We start from the raw sequence: 13,814 nt of genomic DNA on the forward strand, positions 1-13,814 counted from the left end.
GGACAGTCCACACGGGGGATTCGCGGACTACATTCAGTCAGCCAATCTCGATCAGCGACCAGAGGGGGACAGGTCAATGGTGTACGTCAAGTTGGAGAGCGACTGGACCGACGGCAACGGGGTCAGCCACTCCGCGGGCGAGTCGGTGGACGTCGACGCCGCCACGCTCGCCACGCTCCAGGCCGAGGGCATCGTCATCGAGCAGTCCCACGGCCCGGGTGGCGACGGCAAGGGTCCGGACAAGTGGGCCGGGCCGGGCAGCTCCGGAGTCTGATCCGGCGCCTGTGACACGACGACGCGGCCGGGTCGCCCTCGGGTGACCTGGCCGCGTCGTGTTCGTCTCTGTGTGCTGCCCGCTCCCGGCGGGTCAGCGGTCGTTCATGCCGGCACGGCGGCGCAGCGCGGCCACGTCGGTGACCACGATGCGGCGGCCCTCGGTGCGCAGCCAGCCGCGGCTGGCGAACGAGCCGATCGCCTGGTTGACGCTCTGCCGGGAGCCGCCGGCCATCTCGGCCAACTGGCTCTGGTTGAGCTCGATCGTGATCATCGGGGCCTGACTCTCGCCGGCCAGCCGCACCAGCGTCTTGGCCACCCGGCCGGGCAGGTCCAGGAAGACGTGGTCGGCGTTCTGCTCGGTGAGCCGGCGGATCAGCCCGCCCAGCGAGCGCATCACCGCGTCCAGGATGCGCGGGTTGGAGTGCACCAGCTCCATGAACGCCCCCCGGGAGAGCGCGAGCGCCGCGCAGTCCTCGATGGCCTCGGCCGAGGCGGACCGGGTGGAGGCGTCGAGCAGGGAGACCTCACCGAGCACGTCCGGTGGACGGATCACCGACAGCACCGCCCGCTCGCCCGTGGGCGCGGTGCGGAAGACGGCCACGGCACCCCGGCGCAGGACGATCAGCGACTCACCCGGGTCGTTCTCCACGAAGAGCAGTTGGCCCTTGCGGTAGGTGCGGGGGACGGCGGCGGCGATCACGCGCTGCCGCACCTCGGGTTCCAGTCCAGCGAACATTTCGACACCCGTGAGCGCATCACCCGGCTCTGGCAGGCGAACCTCCACGGCCCAACCCCTCCCCGGTCAAGGACCACAAATTCGCTCACCGGGCGAAACCTGATGGCCCAGACAAGGTGAACTGACACCGATTTGGCGTCCGGTTAGCGATACACATCAGATCATGACGGTCCGGTCGCTTGCTGTACACCCCTCGAAGCACTTCCGTGACCGTCTCGACCTGCGGCGTACCTCCGTTGTGGGTGCCGGCCGTGGTCCGTGGCCCGGATCGCCGCTGAGCTGCGGTGATCCGTCTGCGGGCCCCGCCGGGAGGCGTCCGACGGCGGTGGGCGAGGATGGCCGGAATGGTGTACCGCTACTTTTACGACTGCGAATTCATCGAGGACGGGCGGATCGTCGATCTCGTCTCGATCGGTGTCGTCGACGAGTACGGCCGCGAGTTCTACGCGGTCTCCACCGAGTTCGACGACTCCCGAGCCGTGCCCTGGGTCCGGCGCAACGTGCTGGACAAGTTGCCCTCGCCCGCGGACCGGGCCTGGCGTTCGCGCGAGCGCATCCGCGACGACCTGTACGACTTCCTCGTCGAGCCGGTTCGGGACCGGCCGGGGGAGCAGGTGGAGCTGTGGGCCTGGTACGCCGCGTACGACCATGTGGTCCTCGCCCAGCTCTGGGGTGCGATGCCGGCGCTGCCCCGGGAGATCCCCCGGTTCACCAAGGATCTGCGCCAGCTCTGGGACGACCGGGGTCGGCCGCACCTGCCGGACGCGGACGCGGCCCGGCACGACGCCCTGGTCGACGCCCGGCACAACCTGGCCCGCTGGCGGGCGATGACGACCCGCTGAGAGTCGTCGTACCTTTGCAGGTTTGACCGGTTCTGTCCCGGGCATCGGTCCGACGAGTCGAGCCGAGGGAGACCGCCATGAGCAACGAGCCGACCAACGCCACCGAGGCCCGCGCCCGGGTCACCGAGTTGGTCCGCGACGCCCGGATCTGCATGCTGACCACGATCGCCCTGGACGGGCGGCAGGTGAGTCGGCCGATGGGGCTGCAGGAGGCCGAGTTCGACGGAGACCTGTGGTTCTTCGCCTCCGCCGACTCGGCCAAGGTCCGTCAGATCCGGGTGAACCCGGAGGTCAATGTCGCGTTCTCCGACCAGAAGCGCAGCGCCTGGGTGTCGGTTTCGGGCACCGCCACCGAGGGGTTCGACCGGGCCCGCGCCGAGCAGTTGTGGAATCCGGTGTTCAGGGTGTGGTTCCCGGACGGGCTGGACACCCCTGGTCTGACGTTGATCAAGGTGCACGCCAGCTCCGCCGAGTACTGGGACTCGCCGAGCAGCACCGTGGTCAACCTGTTCGGGTTCGCCAAGGCCGTCGTCACCGGCCAGCCGCCGGCGCCGGGCGCGAACCACGAGGTGACCTACTGAACCGTGGCTGGGTGTCGGGTCGCCCGGGGCGCGCTGTCATCGCACAGGCAGGCCGACTACAGTGCGCAGTGACGGCCCGCCCCGGGCCGGCAACGGCGCCGATGGTCTGACCTGACACATATCCTGGGGCAAATCGGGCTTTACCTGATGCTCCAGGAGGATGAGCGGATCATGCGTATCGGCGTGCTCACCGGCGGCGGCGACTGCCCAGGTCTCAACGCGGTCATCCGGGCGGTGGTCCGCAAGGGCGTCGCCACTTACGGTCACGAATTCGTGGGCTTCCGGGACGGTTGGAAGGGCCCGCTGGAGGGTCTGTCCCGTCCCCTGGAGATCGCGGACGTCCGCGGCATCCTGCCCCGCGGCGGCACCATCCTCGGCTCGTCCCGCACGAACCCGTTCAAGATCGAGAACGGCGTCGAGCGGATCAAGGACAACCTCGCCAGCCAGGGCGTCGACGCGCTCATCGCGATCGGCGGCGAGGACACCCTGGGCGTGGCCACCAAGCTCTACGAGCTGGGCGTGCACGTCATCGGCGTACCGAAGACGATCGACAACGACCTGGGCGCCACCGACTACACCTTCGGCTTCGACACCGCGGTCAACATCGCGATGGAGGCCATCGACCGGCTGCACACCACCGCGGAGAGCCACCACCGCACCCTGGTCGTCGAGGTGATGGGCCGGCACGCCGGCTGGATCGCCCTGCACGCCGGCCTGGCCGGCGGCGCCAACGTGATCCTGCTGCCCGAGCGGCAGTTCGACGTCGACCAGGTGGCCGGCTACGTCGAGAAGCGCTTCCAGCACCAGTACGCCCCGATCGTGGTGGTCGCCGAGGGCGCCCAGCCGCTCGACGGCCAGATGGTGCTCGCCAACCAGGAGCTGGACTCGTTCGGCCACGTCCGCCTCGGCGGCATCGGCCAGTGGCTGGCCGAGCAGTTGGAGGCCAAGACCGGCAAGGAGGCCCGCACCGTGGTGCTGGGTCACATCCAGCGCGGTGGCACCCCGACCGCCTTCGACCGGGTCCTCGCCACCCGCCTCGGCCTGCAGGCCATCGACGCGGTCCACGAGGGCGACTGGGGCAAGATGGTCGCGATGCAGAGCACGGACATCGTCCGGGTGCCGCTGGCCGACGCCACCCGTGAGCTGAAGACCGTGCCGCTGGAGCGGTACGCCGAGGCTGAGGTCTTCTTCGGCAGCTGATCAACACCTACGGCGGCGCGGCGGGCCCACGGGTCCGTCGCGCCGCGACCCGAGGCGAGGGGAGTACGGCCGAGATGTCAGCCGGGGTGCACACGGTCGCGGTGATCGGCGCGGGCAAGATCGGTGAGCTGATGCTCTCCGGGCTGCTGCGCTCCGGATGGCCGGTGGACCGCCTGCTGGCCACCGCCCGCCGGCCGGCCCGTGCCGAGGAGTTGACCGCCCGCTACGGCGTCCGGGTGGTCGACAACCTGACCGCCGTGGACGAGGCGGCGGTGCTCGCGGTCTCGGTCAAACCGCAGGACGCCGGCGCTCTGCTGGACGAGATCGGCCCCAAGGTGCCCGCCGACAAGCTGGTCATCTCACTCTGCGCCGGGCTGCCCAGCAGCTTCTTCAACCGTCGGCTGCCCGAGGGCACCCCGGTGGTCCGGGTCATGACCAACACCCCGGCGCTGGTCGACGAGGCGATGACGGCCATCTCGGCGGGCACGTACGCCACCGGGGCGCACCTGGCGCTGGCCGAGGAGATGTTCAAGCCCCTCGGGCAGACGATCCGGGTGCCCGAGTCACAGCAGGACGCGGTCACCGCGCTCTCCGGCTCCGGCCCGGCCTACTTCTACCTGCTGGTCGAGGCCATGATCGACGCCGGCATCCTGCTCGGGCTGCCGCGCCAGGTGGCGCACGAGCTGATCGTGCAGACCGCGATCGGCTCCGCCGTGATGCTGCGCGACTCCGGCGAGCACCCGGTGAAGCTGCGCGAGGCGGTCACCTCGCCGGCCGGCACCACCATCTCGGCGATCCGCGAGCTGGAGAAACACGGCGTGCGGGCGGCGCTGCTCGCCGCTCTGGAGGCCGCCCGGGACCGCGCCCGGGAGCTGGCCGCCCAGGCCGACTGACGTCCGCGCGGGACCGTGCGCGACGGGTGCGTGCCGCATACTGGCGGGCGTGTTCACACTCGCCCAGGCCCGGCACCTGGTGGCCACCCTGCAGCCGCGTGTCGACGAGTTGATCCGGCTCCGCGCCGACCTGGCTGAGCTGCGCGTCGACCTGGCCGACCACGGGGTCAGCGCGCTCGGCGGAATGGCCGAGGTGAAGGGGCTGGAGGCCCGCCTGCACGGCGTCGTCGAGGAGCTGCACTCCCACGACATCCAGGTCAAGGGCATCGCCCCGGTGCTGCTCGACTTCCCCGGCGAGCGGGCCGGCCGCGCCGTGCTCTGGTGCTGGCTGGAGGGCGACTCCGACGTGCGCTGGTACCACCGGGCCGAGTGCGGCTTCGCCGGCCGCCGCCCAATCTGACGCCACGGCGGCTCAGCCGATGGCGGCCTCACTCACCGCGAACACCACCACATTGTCCCGGTAGTGCCCGCGCCGCCGGTCGAACTCGCCCCCGCAGGTGACCAGGCGCAGCTCCGGGCCGGGCGTCGGCCCGTAGACGGTGGCCGTGGGGAACCCGTCCTTGCGGGTGCGCAGCGACCCGGTCACCCGGAACGACAGCCACCGCCCGCCGCGCCACACCTGCACCCGGTCGCCGGGGCGCAGCTCGCCGAGCCGGGCGAAGACCGCCGGGCCGCGCCGCGAGTCCAGGTGCCCGGCGAGCACCGCCGGGCCGGTGTCGCCGGGCGCCGGGCCGCCGCCGTACCAGCCGGCGGTGTCGAAGTCGGCCGGCGGGACCAACGCGCCGCTGCCGTCCAGCCCCAGCACCGTGAGCGGCGAGTCGACGCCGATGCGTGGCACGCGTACCCGCGTGGGTGGCCCCTGTGACGCGGGCCCGGCGGCCGCCGACGGGCAGGCGTCGGCGCAGCCGGGGTGCCAGCTCGCGGTGGGCGGCGGTGGGCCGGTGGTGGCCAGCCCGACCCCGGTGCCGGCGGCCAGGCAGACCGCCGCGCCGGCCGCGACCAGCGCGACCAGCGGCACCCGACGGTCGCGGTGCCGTCGGATCGCGGACCCGGTGCTCACCAGGTGGTGCGCCGCCGGCGCCACAGCAGCAGGCTCGCGGCCGCGGCCGCCGCGGCCAACCCGCCGGCCACCAGGGGGTACGCGCCGAACCCGGCGGTGCCGCCCGCGCCGGTGTCCACCCCACCGGCGGGTACGACGGTGCCGCCCTCGGCGTCGCGGCGCAGCTCGGCGGTGAGACCGCCCTGCTTGCCGTCGAGCACCAGCAGTGAGTAGACCGCGCCTCCGGTGAGCTGCACCTCGGCGTCGGTGCTCGGCCCGCCGGCGCCGGTCAGCCGCAGCCGCCAGGCACCCGGCTCGACCTGCTGGTACTCGGTGGTCGTGGCGAACTGCACGCCGTTGGCGATCATCGGTCCGTCGGCGGCGGCCACGTCGAGCACCGGGGTCCGCACCGACGCCTGCACGACGCGGACCTTGGCCCGGCCCTGAGTGGGCGCGCTGAGATCGTCGTGGAGCACGCGCAGCCCCAGGTCGGCGTGGCGGCCCACACCGGCCACCGTGTACGCCTCGCCGCTGCTCACCGCGACCTCGGTGGTGAGCACCGGGGGCTCGCTGGCGGGGGTGCCGGCCTCGCGCATCGCCACCGCGTAGCGGCCGGGCGCCAGCGCCAGGTAGTCGGAGACCACGCCATAGCCGACACCGGGGAAGACCTGCGGCTTCGCGGCGTCGGGGGCGGCCAGGTAGACGTCCACGGCGGGGGTATCGGGGGAGAGGTGGGCGAGCCGGACGTAGCCGACGGTGTTGGCGCTGGCCGCCGTCGGCGTGCCGGCGGCGGCGAGGGTGGCGCCGAGCAGGAGCGCGCCAGCGCCGGCCAGCAGCCGGCGGGGCACGGTGCGGAGCGTGTGCATGTGGCCTCCGGGGGCACGTTCGGTGAGCGGGCAGCAACCCAGGGAAACAGAGTCCCGTGTACGGGACTGCGGCGCAAGTTGTGCGCGCGAAGTTTCTTGCCGCTGCCGCTGCCGCTGCCGCTGCCGCCGCTGCCGCCGCCGTCGCTCGGCGCGTTACCCGCACCGGGCGGGCACGGGACTGCTGGCGGCGTCGCGCCCGATTATCATCGGTCGATGCGGGATCGCCGGGTGGCGCTGGCGTGGTCGGCCTTCGTGGTCGTCGCGCTGGTGTCCTGTGTGCTCGTGCTGCGGCGCCCGGACCGCCTCTCCGACCTGCACATCTACTACGGCGCGCTGTCCGATCTGCACGCCGGTCGACCGCTGTACGGGTACGTGGCGGCGAACGGCGGCCCGTTCACCTATCCGCCGTTCGCCGCGCTCGTGCTGGGGCCGATCACCGCCGTCAGCGAGGGCGTACTGCAAGGGATCTGGCTGGTGGCGACCTGCGCGGCGGTCGTCGCCATCGCGGGGTCGGTCGGCGTCGCGTTGACCACCAGACGGTCCCGGCGCCCGCTCGTCGTGGCGGTGGCGGCCACGGTGCTGATGCTCTCCGCGCCGGTGCAGAGCAACCTGCGCTTCGGCCAGGTCAGCGTCTTCATCGTGCTGATGGCCCTGCTCGACGGGATGGGCGTCGTCCCACCCCGACTGCGCGGGGTGCTGGTCGGGATTGCCGCGGCGATCAAGCTGACGCCGCTGCTGTTCGTGGTGTATTTCCTCGCCACGGGCCGCTACCGCGACGCCGGTCGTGCCGCGGCGACGTTCGTGGCCTGCGCCGGGCTCGCCGCGATCGTGCTGCCCGGGGAGAGTTGGACGTACTGGACCGAGGCCGTGCGGCAGACCTCCCGGATCGGCAATCTGGCCTCGCTGGGCAACCAGTCCGTGCACGGGATGCTGCTGCGCGTCGGCGTCGACGAGTCGACGCTGCCCCTGCTCTGGGCCGGCCTGGTGGCGCTGATCTGCGCGGTGGCGCTGCTGCGCGCCCGGCAGTTGACGACGCAGGGCCGACCGGCGCACGGCGCGGTGCTCGTCGGCTGCGCCACCGTGGCCGCGTCCCCGGTGTCCTGGACCCACCACCAGGTGTGGCCGGTGCTCGCCGCGATGCTGCTGATCGGTGCGTCCGGGGTGACCCGGCGGGTAGCCGGGGCGGCGCTGCTCGGCACGATGGTCGTCTCGTTGGGCGCGGCCCTCAGCCCGGTGTCGGTGCGGCCGGGCGTGCAGTTCCTGTTCGAGAACGCCCGCGCTCTCGGGGTGTGCCTGCTGTGCCTGGCCGGCTTCGGGGGCGTCGCGGTGGCCGCCTCCCGGACGACCCGGCGACCCGCCGCCGGCCGAGCCTGGCTGCGGGTGGGCATCACGGCCACGGTGGCGCTCGCGTTCTTCGCCGTGCAACCGCTGCCCGCCGGAGCGGACCCGACCTTCAAGGCGTACACCCTCGGCGACGTGGTCAACCCGCGATACTTCTTCGTCTGCCGTGGCCCGGCCGAGTGCGCCGCCTACGCCACCGACGCGCCGGTCACCTTCGGCACCCGCGCCGAGAAGACCAAGGTACGGGTCAACGGCGTGGTCTCCCCGGAGGTGGCCCGGTTGGAGTACTACTCGGCCCCGGGCGGGGCGCCCCGGGCCATCCCGCTGCTCGACGCGTACCCGGGAACGCGCACGTTCTCGTTCCGGTCGGCGAACATGGCCCAGGGGCGGCTCGTCGCGTACGCCTCGGACGGTCAGCCGATCGCCAGCTACGACGAGGAGTTGGCCGCCGCCCTCCGCACGACCACCCGGTAGGCGGTCACACGGAGGGCGGCGGTGCTGCTCAGCGGGTGGCGGCGGCCAGCAGGGTACGCAGCTTCTCGGCGTCGGCCGGGGCCGGGTGTTCCCAGTTGGCCGGGTCGGCGGAGTAGAGCGTGCCGTAGGCCGGGGTGTCCGGCTGGTAGCGCCACCCCTCGTCCAGCGACCCGGCGTCCACGGCGTCGTAGCCGATCCGGTCCAGGAAGGCGGTGACCTCGGCCTTCGCGGCGGCGTCGTCACCGGCGATGGCGAGGGCGCTGCGGTCGGCCGCGCCGGCCGGCCGGGCCAGCGAACCCAGGTGCTTGAAGAAGATGTTGTTGAAGACCTTGACCACCCGAGCCTCGGGCAGGTGCTGCTGGAGCAGTTCGCTGCTGGTGATCTCGCCGGCGTCCAGCTCCGGCATCGTGCCGTCACGCTGCGGGTAGTAGTTGTTGGTGTCGATGACGACCTTGCCGGTCAGCGGCTCGACGGGCACCGCCCGGTACGCCTTCAGCGGCACGCTGACCACCACCAGGTCACCGACCTGCGCCGCGCCCTGTGCCGTGCCGGCGCTGGCGTGCTCGCCCAACTCCTCGACCAGCCCGGTGAGCGTCTCGGGCCCCCGCGAGTTGCTCAACACGACGTCGTAGCCGGCGGCCACCGCCAACCGGGCCACTGTGCCGCCGATGTTGCCACTGCCGATCAGTCCCACAGTTGTCATGCTGGTCCCCAACTCCGTCCACCCGTGACACATTCCCGACCGGCGCGGTGGGTAATTCGGTTGCCGGGGCGTCGACAGTCCCCCACAGGCCCTCGGAATGCGCTGCCTCGCCGAGGATCGCGCGACCTTCACCGCCAGCACGGACGCATGGCTGCGCCGCAACCCGGTCCAGCACAACGTACTGCCCGAGCTGGCCAAGAATCGGCTCCCCGGTGACGTGCCACCCGTCCGGTAACGAGCGCCCCACCCCGCCCCCCCCCGCTCGCGTCGATCATGGAGTTGTGGTGGGGGAGGAGTCCGGCAAGACATCGCATACCGGGCACCACAAGTCCATGATCGACGCGAGCGGGAGGGTTGGTTACACCTCGGCGGGGAGCACCTTGTTGATGGCCGCGCGCAACTCGTCGGCGTCGGGTTCGACCGTCGGGGCGAACCGGGCGGCGACCGTGCCGTCGGGGGCCACCAGGAACTTCTCGAAGTTCCAGCGGACGTCCCCGGTGTGCCCGTCGGCGTCCGGGGTGTCGACCAGCGCGGCGTAGAGCGGGTGCCGGTCCGATCCGTTGACGTCGACCTTCTCGGTCAGCGGGAAGGTGACGCCGTAGTTGACCTGGCAGAAGTCGCTGATCTCGGCGGCGGTGCCCGGCTCCTGCCCGGCGAACTGGTTGCACGGCACGCCGAGGACCACCAGGCGCTCGGCGTAGGTGTCCGCGAGGGCCTGGAGCCCGGCGTACTGCGGGGTGAGGCCGCAGCGGGAGGCGACATTGACCACCAGCAGCGCGCGGCCCCGGTACTGGGCGAGGTTGGCGGGGCCGCCGTTGAGGGCGTCGATCGGGATGTCGAAGACGGTCATGGACCCGAGGCTACGCGCGGCGCATCGAGGTCGCCGGGAAGGGCGGGCGGCGGGCCGGCGGGCATCCGGCGAGGGCCGGGCGAGTGCAGTCCACGCACCAAGGGAAATCGAAACATGCACATCTTGACGAAGTGATGACCTCGTGAGTACGGTCTCAGCAATCTCTTTTGGAAAGTTTCCTAACAGTTCGGGAGACGCCTCATGAAAAGATCGCTCCGCCGGGCCCTCTGGGCCGGTGCCGTGGTCGCCGTGACCGTCGCAGCGGTGCCGATGACCACCGCGTTCGGCGCCGGCACGGTCACCACCACGTTCACCAAGGTGCAGGACTGGGGGACCGGTCACGAAACGAGGGTGACCGTCACCAACGGGTCGAGCGCCAGCGTCAGCACTTGGCGCATCGAGTTCGACCTGCCGTCGGGCACCACCATCAGCAGCGCCTGGGACGCCGACGTGACCAGCAGCGGCAACCACTACGTCGCGGTCAAGAAGAGTTGGGCCGGCGCGCTCGCCCCGGGCGCCTCGTTCAACTGGGGCTACAACGGCGCCGGCGCGTACAAGGCGCCGCTGAACTGCACCATCAACGGCGCACCGTGTGGTGGCGGCACCCCGACCACCCCGCCGACCACGGCACCGCCGACCACCACCCCACCCACCACGGCGCCGCCCACGACCGCTCCGCCCACCACGCCACCGCCGACCACCACCCCGCCGGGTGGCAAGAAGGTCGTCGGCTACTTCGCCGAGTGGGGCGTCTACGCCCGCAACTACCACGTCAAGAACATCCAGACCAGCGGCTCCGCCGCCAAGCTGACCCACATCCTGTACGCCTTCGGCAACACCACCGGTGGCCGCTGCTCGATCGGTGACAGCTACGCCGACTACGAGAAGGCGTACACGGCGGCGGACAGCGTCGACGGTGTCGCCGACACGTGGGACCAGCCGCTGCGCGGCAGCTTCAACCAACTGCGCAAGCTCAAGCAGATGAACCCGCACCTCAAGGTCATCTGGTCCTTCGGTGGCTGGACCTGGTCCGGCGGGTTCACCCAGGCCGCACAGAACCCGGCCGCCTTCGCCGAGAGTTGCTACAACCTCGTCGAGGACCCGCGCTGGGCCGACGTCTTCGACGGCATCGACGTCGACTGGGAGTACCCGAACGCCTGCGGCCTGACCTGTGACAGCAGCGGTCCGAACGCGTTCAAGAACGTGATCAGCGCGCTGCGGACGAAGTTCGGCTCCAACGCCCTGGTCACCGCCGCCATCACCGCGGACGGCAGTAACGGCGGCAAGATCGACGCTACCGACTACGCCGGGGCCATCGGCAACCTCAACTGGCTGATGCCGATGACCTACGACTACTTCGGTGCCTTCGCTGCCCAGGGTCCGACCGCCCCGCACTCGCCGCTGACCTCGTACACCGGCATCCCGCAGCAGGGCTTCAACTCCGACGCCGCGATCCAGAAGCTCAAGAGCAAGGGCGTACCGGCCAACAAGCTGCTGCTCGGCATCGGCTTCTACGGTCGGGGCTGGACCGGGGTCACCCAGGCCGCACCGGGTGGCAGCGCCACGGGCGCGGCACCGGGCACCTACGAGGCCGGCATCGAGGACTACAAGGTCCTCAAGAACACCTGCCCGACCACCGGCACGATCGCTGGCACCGCGTACGCCAAGTGCGGCAGCAACTGGTGGAGCTACGACACCCCGTCGACCATCAACGGCAAGATGACGTACGCGAAGAACCAGGGCCTCGGTGGCGCGTTCTTCTGGGAACTCTCCGGTGACACCAGCAACGGTGAGCTCATCGGCGCCATCAAGGGCGGTCTCGGCTGAGCCGAGGGCCGACGCACCACCCACACGGTGGGGAGGGACCGCACCGTCTCTCCCCGCCCGTGACGAAGCGGCCCGGTCGACGCAACGCGTCGGCCGGGCCGCCGGCATTGGGCGGTTCCGCCCGGATGTGGCAGACTCGCGGCTCGGCACGTCTCGATCCCCGTCGACGGAGGTGGTCATGCGCCCGATCCACCGCAGGCTGGCGGCGACCGCCGCCGGGCTCGTCCTGCTCCCGGCCGCCCTGGTCGGTTGCGGGATGGGCGGCGACGAGGACGAGGCGGCCAAGCCCGAGCGGGCCCCCGCCGAGGAGGCGGCCACGCGGTCCCGCGAGCGTGTGCAGGCGTACCTCGACGCGATGACTGCCAAGGACGTCGCCGCCGGCCGGAGTCAGCTCTGCGCGCTGCTGCACGACGGCTTCGACGCCGCGGCCACCGGCCCCAACGGCGACTTCGCCGACCACTTCACGGTGCCCGAGGCGACGATCACCGACGTCCGGTCCGGGCCGCGTGGTCAGGAGGTCAGCGTGTCGGTCTCGGTCACCGCGGGCAAGAGCAAGATCACCCGGCCGTTGGTGTTCACCGTCACCCGTGACGGTGGCGACTGGTGCATCGCCGAAGAGGCGCCGGGCGGCGCACCGGCCGCCGGCGCGACGCCACAGGGCGCCGTTCCGTCCCCCGTGTCCTGATTCGCGGTCGCCGGGATCGACCTCCCAACGTGCGGAACCGTCCCCCTCGGCGCTCGGCCGCACCGGGGGTCGCCGTACGCTTTCTGTCATGCGCCATGAGTGGCATCAGCTGAGCCATCCCGGGTTTGGTAACCCGGGTCTGCAGACCAGTCGTCCGACCGCGGACTCCGCCGAGGACGCCGCCCTCGGCCTGGACCGATGGCGGGAGCTTCCCCGCGAGCAGGTCCCGCCGTGGTCCGACCCGGCCGCCGTCGCCGAGGTCTGCAAGGTCCTCGACACCGTGCCGTCGGTCGTCGCGCCCTACGAGGTGGACCAGCTCCGGCAGAAGCTGGCCCTCGTCTGTGAGGGCAAGGCGTTCCTGCTCCAGGGCGGTGACTGCGCCGAGACCTTCGCCGACAACACCGAGAGCCACCTGCTGGCCAATGCCCGCACCCTGCTCCAGATGGCGATCGTGCTCACCTACGGCGCGTCGCTTCCGGTGGTCAAGGTCGCCCGGGTCGCCGGCCAGTACACCAAGCCCCGCTCGCTGCCGACCGACGCCCGTGGCCTGCCCGCCTACCGCGGCGACATGATCAACTCGCTGGAGGCCGACCCGGTCGCCCGGGTCGCCGACCCGCAGCGCATGATCCGGGCGTACGCCAACTCGGCGGCGGCGATGAACATGCTGCGGGCGTACCTCGCCGGTGGCCTCGCCGACCTGCACGCGGTGCACGACTGGAACAAGGGCTTCGTGAAGAACTCCCCGGCGGGGGAGCGCTACGAGGCGATCGCCCGGGAGATCGACCGAGCGCTGGCCTTCATCCGGGCCTGCGGGATGACCGACGACGAGGCGCTGCGGACCGTCACCCTCTACTGCTCCCACGAGGCCCTCGCCCTGGAGTACGACCGGGCGCTCACCCGGGTCTCCGACAGCCGGGCGTACGGGCTCTCCGGGCACTTCCTGTGGATCGGCGAGCGCACCCGACAGATCACCGGCGCGCACATCGACTTCATCTCCCGGATCGCCAACCCGATCGGCGTCAAGCTCGGCCCGACCACCTCCCCGGACGAGGCGATCGAGCTGTGCGAGAAGCTCAACCCGGACAACATCCCCGGCCGGCTCACCCTGATCAGCCGGATGGGCAACCACCGGGTACGCGACGCCCTGCCGCCGATCGTGGCGAAGGTGACCGCCGCCGGCGCCAAGGTGGTCTGGCAGTGCGACCCGATGCACGGCAACACCCACGAGTCGTCCAACGGCTACAAGACCCGGCACTTCGACCGCATCGTCGACGAGGTGCTCGGCTACTTCGAGGTGCACCGGGGCCTGGAGACCCACCCCGGTGGCCTGCACGTCGAGTTGACCGGCGAGGACGTCACCGAGTGCCTCGGCGGCGCCCAGGGCATCGAGGACCTCGACCTGCCCGACCGGTACGAGACCGCCTGCGACCCGCGACTGAACACCCAGCAGTCGCTGGAGTTGGCCTTCCTCGTGGCGGAGATGCTCCGTGGCTGAGGCCGC

15 protein-coding genes are annotated in these 13,814 nt (G+C 71.6%); 10 read left to right on the plus strand and 5 right to left on the minus strand.

From position 1 onward, the window contains the following. The first annotated feature begins 76 nt into the window (after positions 1 to 76). On the plus strand, positions 77 to 274 hold the full coding sequence (locus ABZ808_RS24885; RefSeq protein WP_357010892.1) for a hypothetical protein: 198 nt from the start codon (positions 77 to 79) through the stop codon (positions 272 to 274). A gap of 93 nt (positions 275 to 367) precedes the next feature. Here ABZ808_RS24885 and ABZ808_RS24890 read toward each other — a convergent pair whose 3' ends face one another. Beyond that, the gene (locus ABZ808_RS24890; protein ID WP_030337710.1) at positions 368 to 1,060 is read right to left on the minus strand and encodes a Crp/Fnr family transcriptional regulator; all 693 of its coding nucleotides are present in this window, start codon (positions 1,058 to 1,060) and stop codon (positions 368 to 370) included. A 296-nt stretch (positions 1,061 to 1,356) separates the two neighbouring features. On the opposite strand from ABZ808_RS24890, the gene ABZ808_RS24895 reads away from it, so the two are divergent. The 5 genes from ABZ808_RS24895 (at position 1,357) to ABZ808_RS24915 (ending at position 4,928) form a co-directional block, all read left to right on the plus strand. Next, on the plus strand, positions 1,357 to 1,854 hold the full coding sequence (locus tag ABZ808_RS24895; protein ID WP_357011229.1) for a polyadenylate-specific 3'-exoribonuclease AS: 498 nt from the start codon (positions 1,357 to 1,359) through the stop codon (positions 1,852 to 1,854). A 77-nt stretch (positions 1,855 to 1,931) separates the two neighbouring features. Next, the gene (locus ABZ808_RS24900) at positions 1,932 to 2,435 is read left to right on the plus strand and encodes a pyridoxamine 5'-phosphate oxidase family protein (protein WP_357010894.1); all 504 of its coding nucleotides are present in this window, start codon (positions 1,932 to 1,934) and stop codon (positions 2,433 to 2,435) included. A gap of 171 nt (positions 2,436 to 2,606) precedes the next feature. After that, complete coding sequence (locus tag ABZ808_RS24905) at positions 2,607 to 3,635, plus strand: 6-phosphofructokinase (protein ID WP_053658323.1); 1,029 nt, start codon at positions 2,607 to 2,609, stop codon at positions 3,633 to 3,635. Positions 3,636 to 3,709: 74 nt separating this feature from the next. Beyond that, the gene (proC, locus tag ABZ808_RS24910; protein WP_357010896.1) at positions 3,710 to 4,528 is read left to right on the plus strand and encodes a pyrroline-5-carboxylate reductase; all 819 of its coding nucleotides are present in this window, start codon (positions 3,710 to 3,712) and stop codon (positions 4,526 to 4,528) included. Positions 4,529 to 4,577: 49 nt separating this feature from the next. Next, complete coding sequence (locus ABZ808_RS24915) at positions 4,578 to 4,928, plus strand: DUF2203 domain-containing protein (protein WP_357010898.1); 351 nt, start codon at positions 4,578 to 4,580, stop codon at positions 4,926 to 4,928. A gap of 12 nt (positions 4,929 to 4,940) precedes the next feature. Here the strand turns inward: ABZ808_RS24915 and ABZ808_RS24920 are convergent, their stop codons facing one another. After that, a complete protein-coding gene (locus ABZ808_RS24920; RefSeq protein ID WP_357010900.1) occupies positions 4,941 to 5,612 on the minus strand; it encodes a class F sortase in 672 nt (223 codons plus the stop codon). Beyond that, positions 5,585 to 6,433, minus strand: coding sequence for a DUF4397 domain-containing protein (locus tag ABZ808_RS24925; protein ID WP_357010902.1), 849 nt, complete (start codon positions 6,431 to 6,433; stop codon positions 5,585 to 5,587). The genes ABZ808_RS24920 and ABZ808_RS24925 overlap by 28 nt, the downstream gene beginning before the upstream one ends. 213 nt (positions 6,434 to 6,646) lie before the next feature. Here ABZ808_RS24925 and ABZ808_RS24930 point away from each other — a divergent pair, with 213 nt between their 5' ends. Further along, positions 6,647 to 8,248 (plus strand): glycosyltransferase 87 family protein, encoded by a 1,602-nt coding sequence (locus tag ABZ808_RS24930; protein WP_357010904.1) that lies wholly within the window; start codon positions 6,647 to 6,649, stop codon positions 8,246 to 8,248. 28 nt (positions 8,249 to 8,276) lie between these two features. Here the strand turns inward: ABZ808_RS24930 and ABZ808_RS24935 are convergent, their stop codons facing one another. Continuing rightward, entirely contained in the window at positions 8,277 to 8,951 is a 675-nt protein-coding gene (locus ABZ808_RS24935) for an NADPH-dependent F420 reductase (RefSeq protein WP_357010906.1), read from the minus strand. Between the two features lie 358 nt (positions 8,952 to 9,309). Further along, complete coding sequence (locus ABZ808_RS24940; protein ID WP_357010908.1) at positions 9,310 to 9,801, minus strand: glutathione peroxidase; 492 nt, start codon at positions 9,799 to 9,801, stop codon at positions 9,310 to 9,312. A gap of 201 nt (positions 9,802 to 10,002) precedes the next feature. On the opposite strand from ABZ808_RS24940, the gene ABZ808_RS24945 reads away from it, so the two are divergent. From ABZ808_RS24945 to ABZ808_RS24955, 3 genes are all read left to right on the plus strand, one after another. Next, positions 10,003 to 11,628 (plus strand): glycosyl hydrolase family 18 protein, encoded by a 1,626-nt coding sequence (locus ABZ808_RS24945; RefSeq protein ID WP_357010910.1) that lies wholly within the window; start codon positions 10,003 to 10,005, stop codon positions 11,626 to 11,628. A 178-nt stretch (positions 11,629 to 11,806) separates the two neighbouring features. After that, positions 11,807 to 12,313 carry a nuclear transport factor 2 family protein gene (locus ABZ808_RS24950; protein ID WP_357010912.1) on the plus strand — a complete coding sequence of 169 codons (507 nt, stop codon included), beginning with the start codon at positions 11,807 to 11,809 and terminating at the stop codon, positions 12,311 to 12,313. An 88-nt stretch (positions 12,314 to 12,401) separates the two neighbouring features. Continuing rightward, a complete protein-coding gene (locus ABZ808_RS24955; protein WP_357010914.1) occupies positions 12,402 to 13,808 on the plus strand; it encodes a class II 3-deoxy-7-phosphoheptulonate synthase in 1,407 nt (468 codons plus the stop codon). Positions 13,809 to 13,814: the final 6 nt, after the last annotated feature.

This window comes from Micromonospora sp. NPDC047527, assembly GCF_040643015.1.
Taxonomy (GTDB): domain Bacteria; phylum Actinomycetota; class Actinomycetes; order Mycobacteriales; family Micromonosporaceae; genus Micromonospora.

What these genes read in the sequence shown, in the direction of transcription:
- ABZ808_RS24930 (WP_357010904.1), top strand. Translation starts at nt 6,647, where the DNA reads ATGCGGGATCGCCGGGTGGCGCTGGCGTGGTCGGCCTTCGTGGTCGTC.
- ABZ808_RS24905 (WP_053658323.1), top strand. Translation starts at nt 2,607, where the DNA reads ATGCGTATCGGCGTGCTCACCGGCGGCGGCGACTGCCCAGGTCTCAAC.
- ABZ808_RS24950 (WP_357010912.1), top strand. Translation starts at nt 11,807, where the DNA reads ATGCGCCCGATCCACCGCAGGCTGGCGGCGACCGCCGCCGGGCTCGTC.
- ABZ808_RS24935 (WP_357010906.1), bottom strand. Translation starts at nt 8,951, where the DNA reads ATGACAACTGTGGGACTGATCGGCAGTGGCAACATCGGCGGCACAGTG.
- proC (WP_357010896.1), top strand. Translation starts at nt 3,710, where the DNA reads ATGTCAGCCGGGGTGCACACGGTCGCGGTGATCGGCGCGGGCAAGATC.
- ABZ808_RS24940 (WP_357010908.1), bottom strand. Translation starts at nt 9,801, where the DNA reads ATGACCGTCTTCGACATCCCGATCGACGCCCTCAACGGCGGCCCCGCC.
- ABZ808_RS24945 (WP_357010910.1), top strand. Translation starts at nt 10,003, where the DNA reads ATGAAAAGATCGCTCCGCCGGGCCCTCTGGGCCGGTGCCGTGGTCGCC.
- ABZ808_RS24885 (WP_357010892.1), top strand. Translation starts at nt 77, where the DNA reads ATGGTGTACGTCAAGTTGGAGAGCGACTGGACCGACGGCAACGGGGTC.
- ABZ808_RS24900 (WP_357010894.1), top strand. Translation starts at nt 1,932, where the DNA reads ATGAGCAACGAGCCGACCAACGCCACCGAGGCCCGCGCCCGGGTCACC.
- ABZ808_RS24925 (WP_357010902.1), bottom strand. Translation starts at nt 6,433, where the DNA reads ATGCACACGCTCCGCACCGTGCCCCGCCGGCTGCTGGCCGGCGCTGGC.
- ABZ808_RS24895 (WP_357011229.1), top strand. Translation starts at nt 1,357, where the DNA reads ATGGTGTACCGCTACTTTTACGACTGCGAATTCATCGAGGACGGGCGG.
- ABZ808_RS24955 (WP_357010914.1), top strand. Translation starts at nt 12,402, where the DNA reads ATGCGCCATGAGTGGCATCAGCTGAGCCATCCCGGGTTTGGTAACCCG.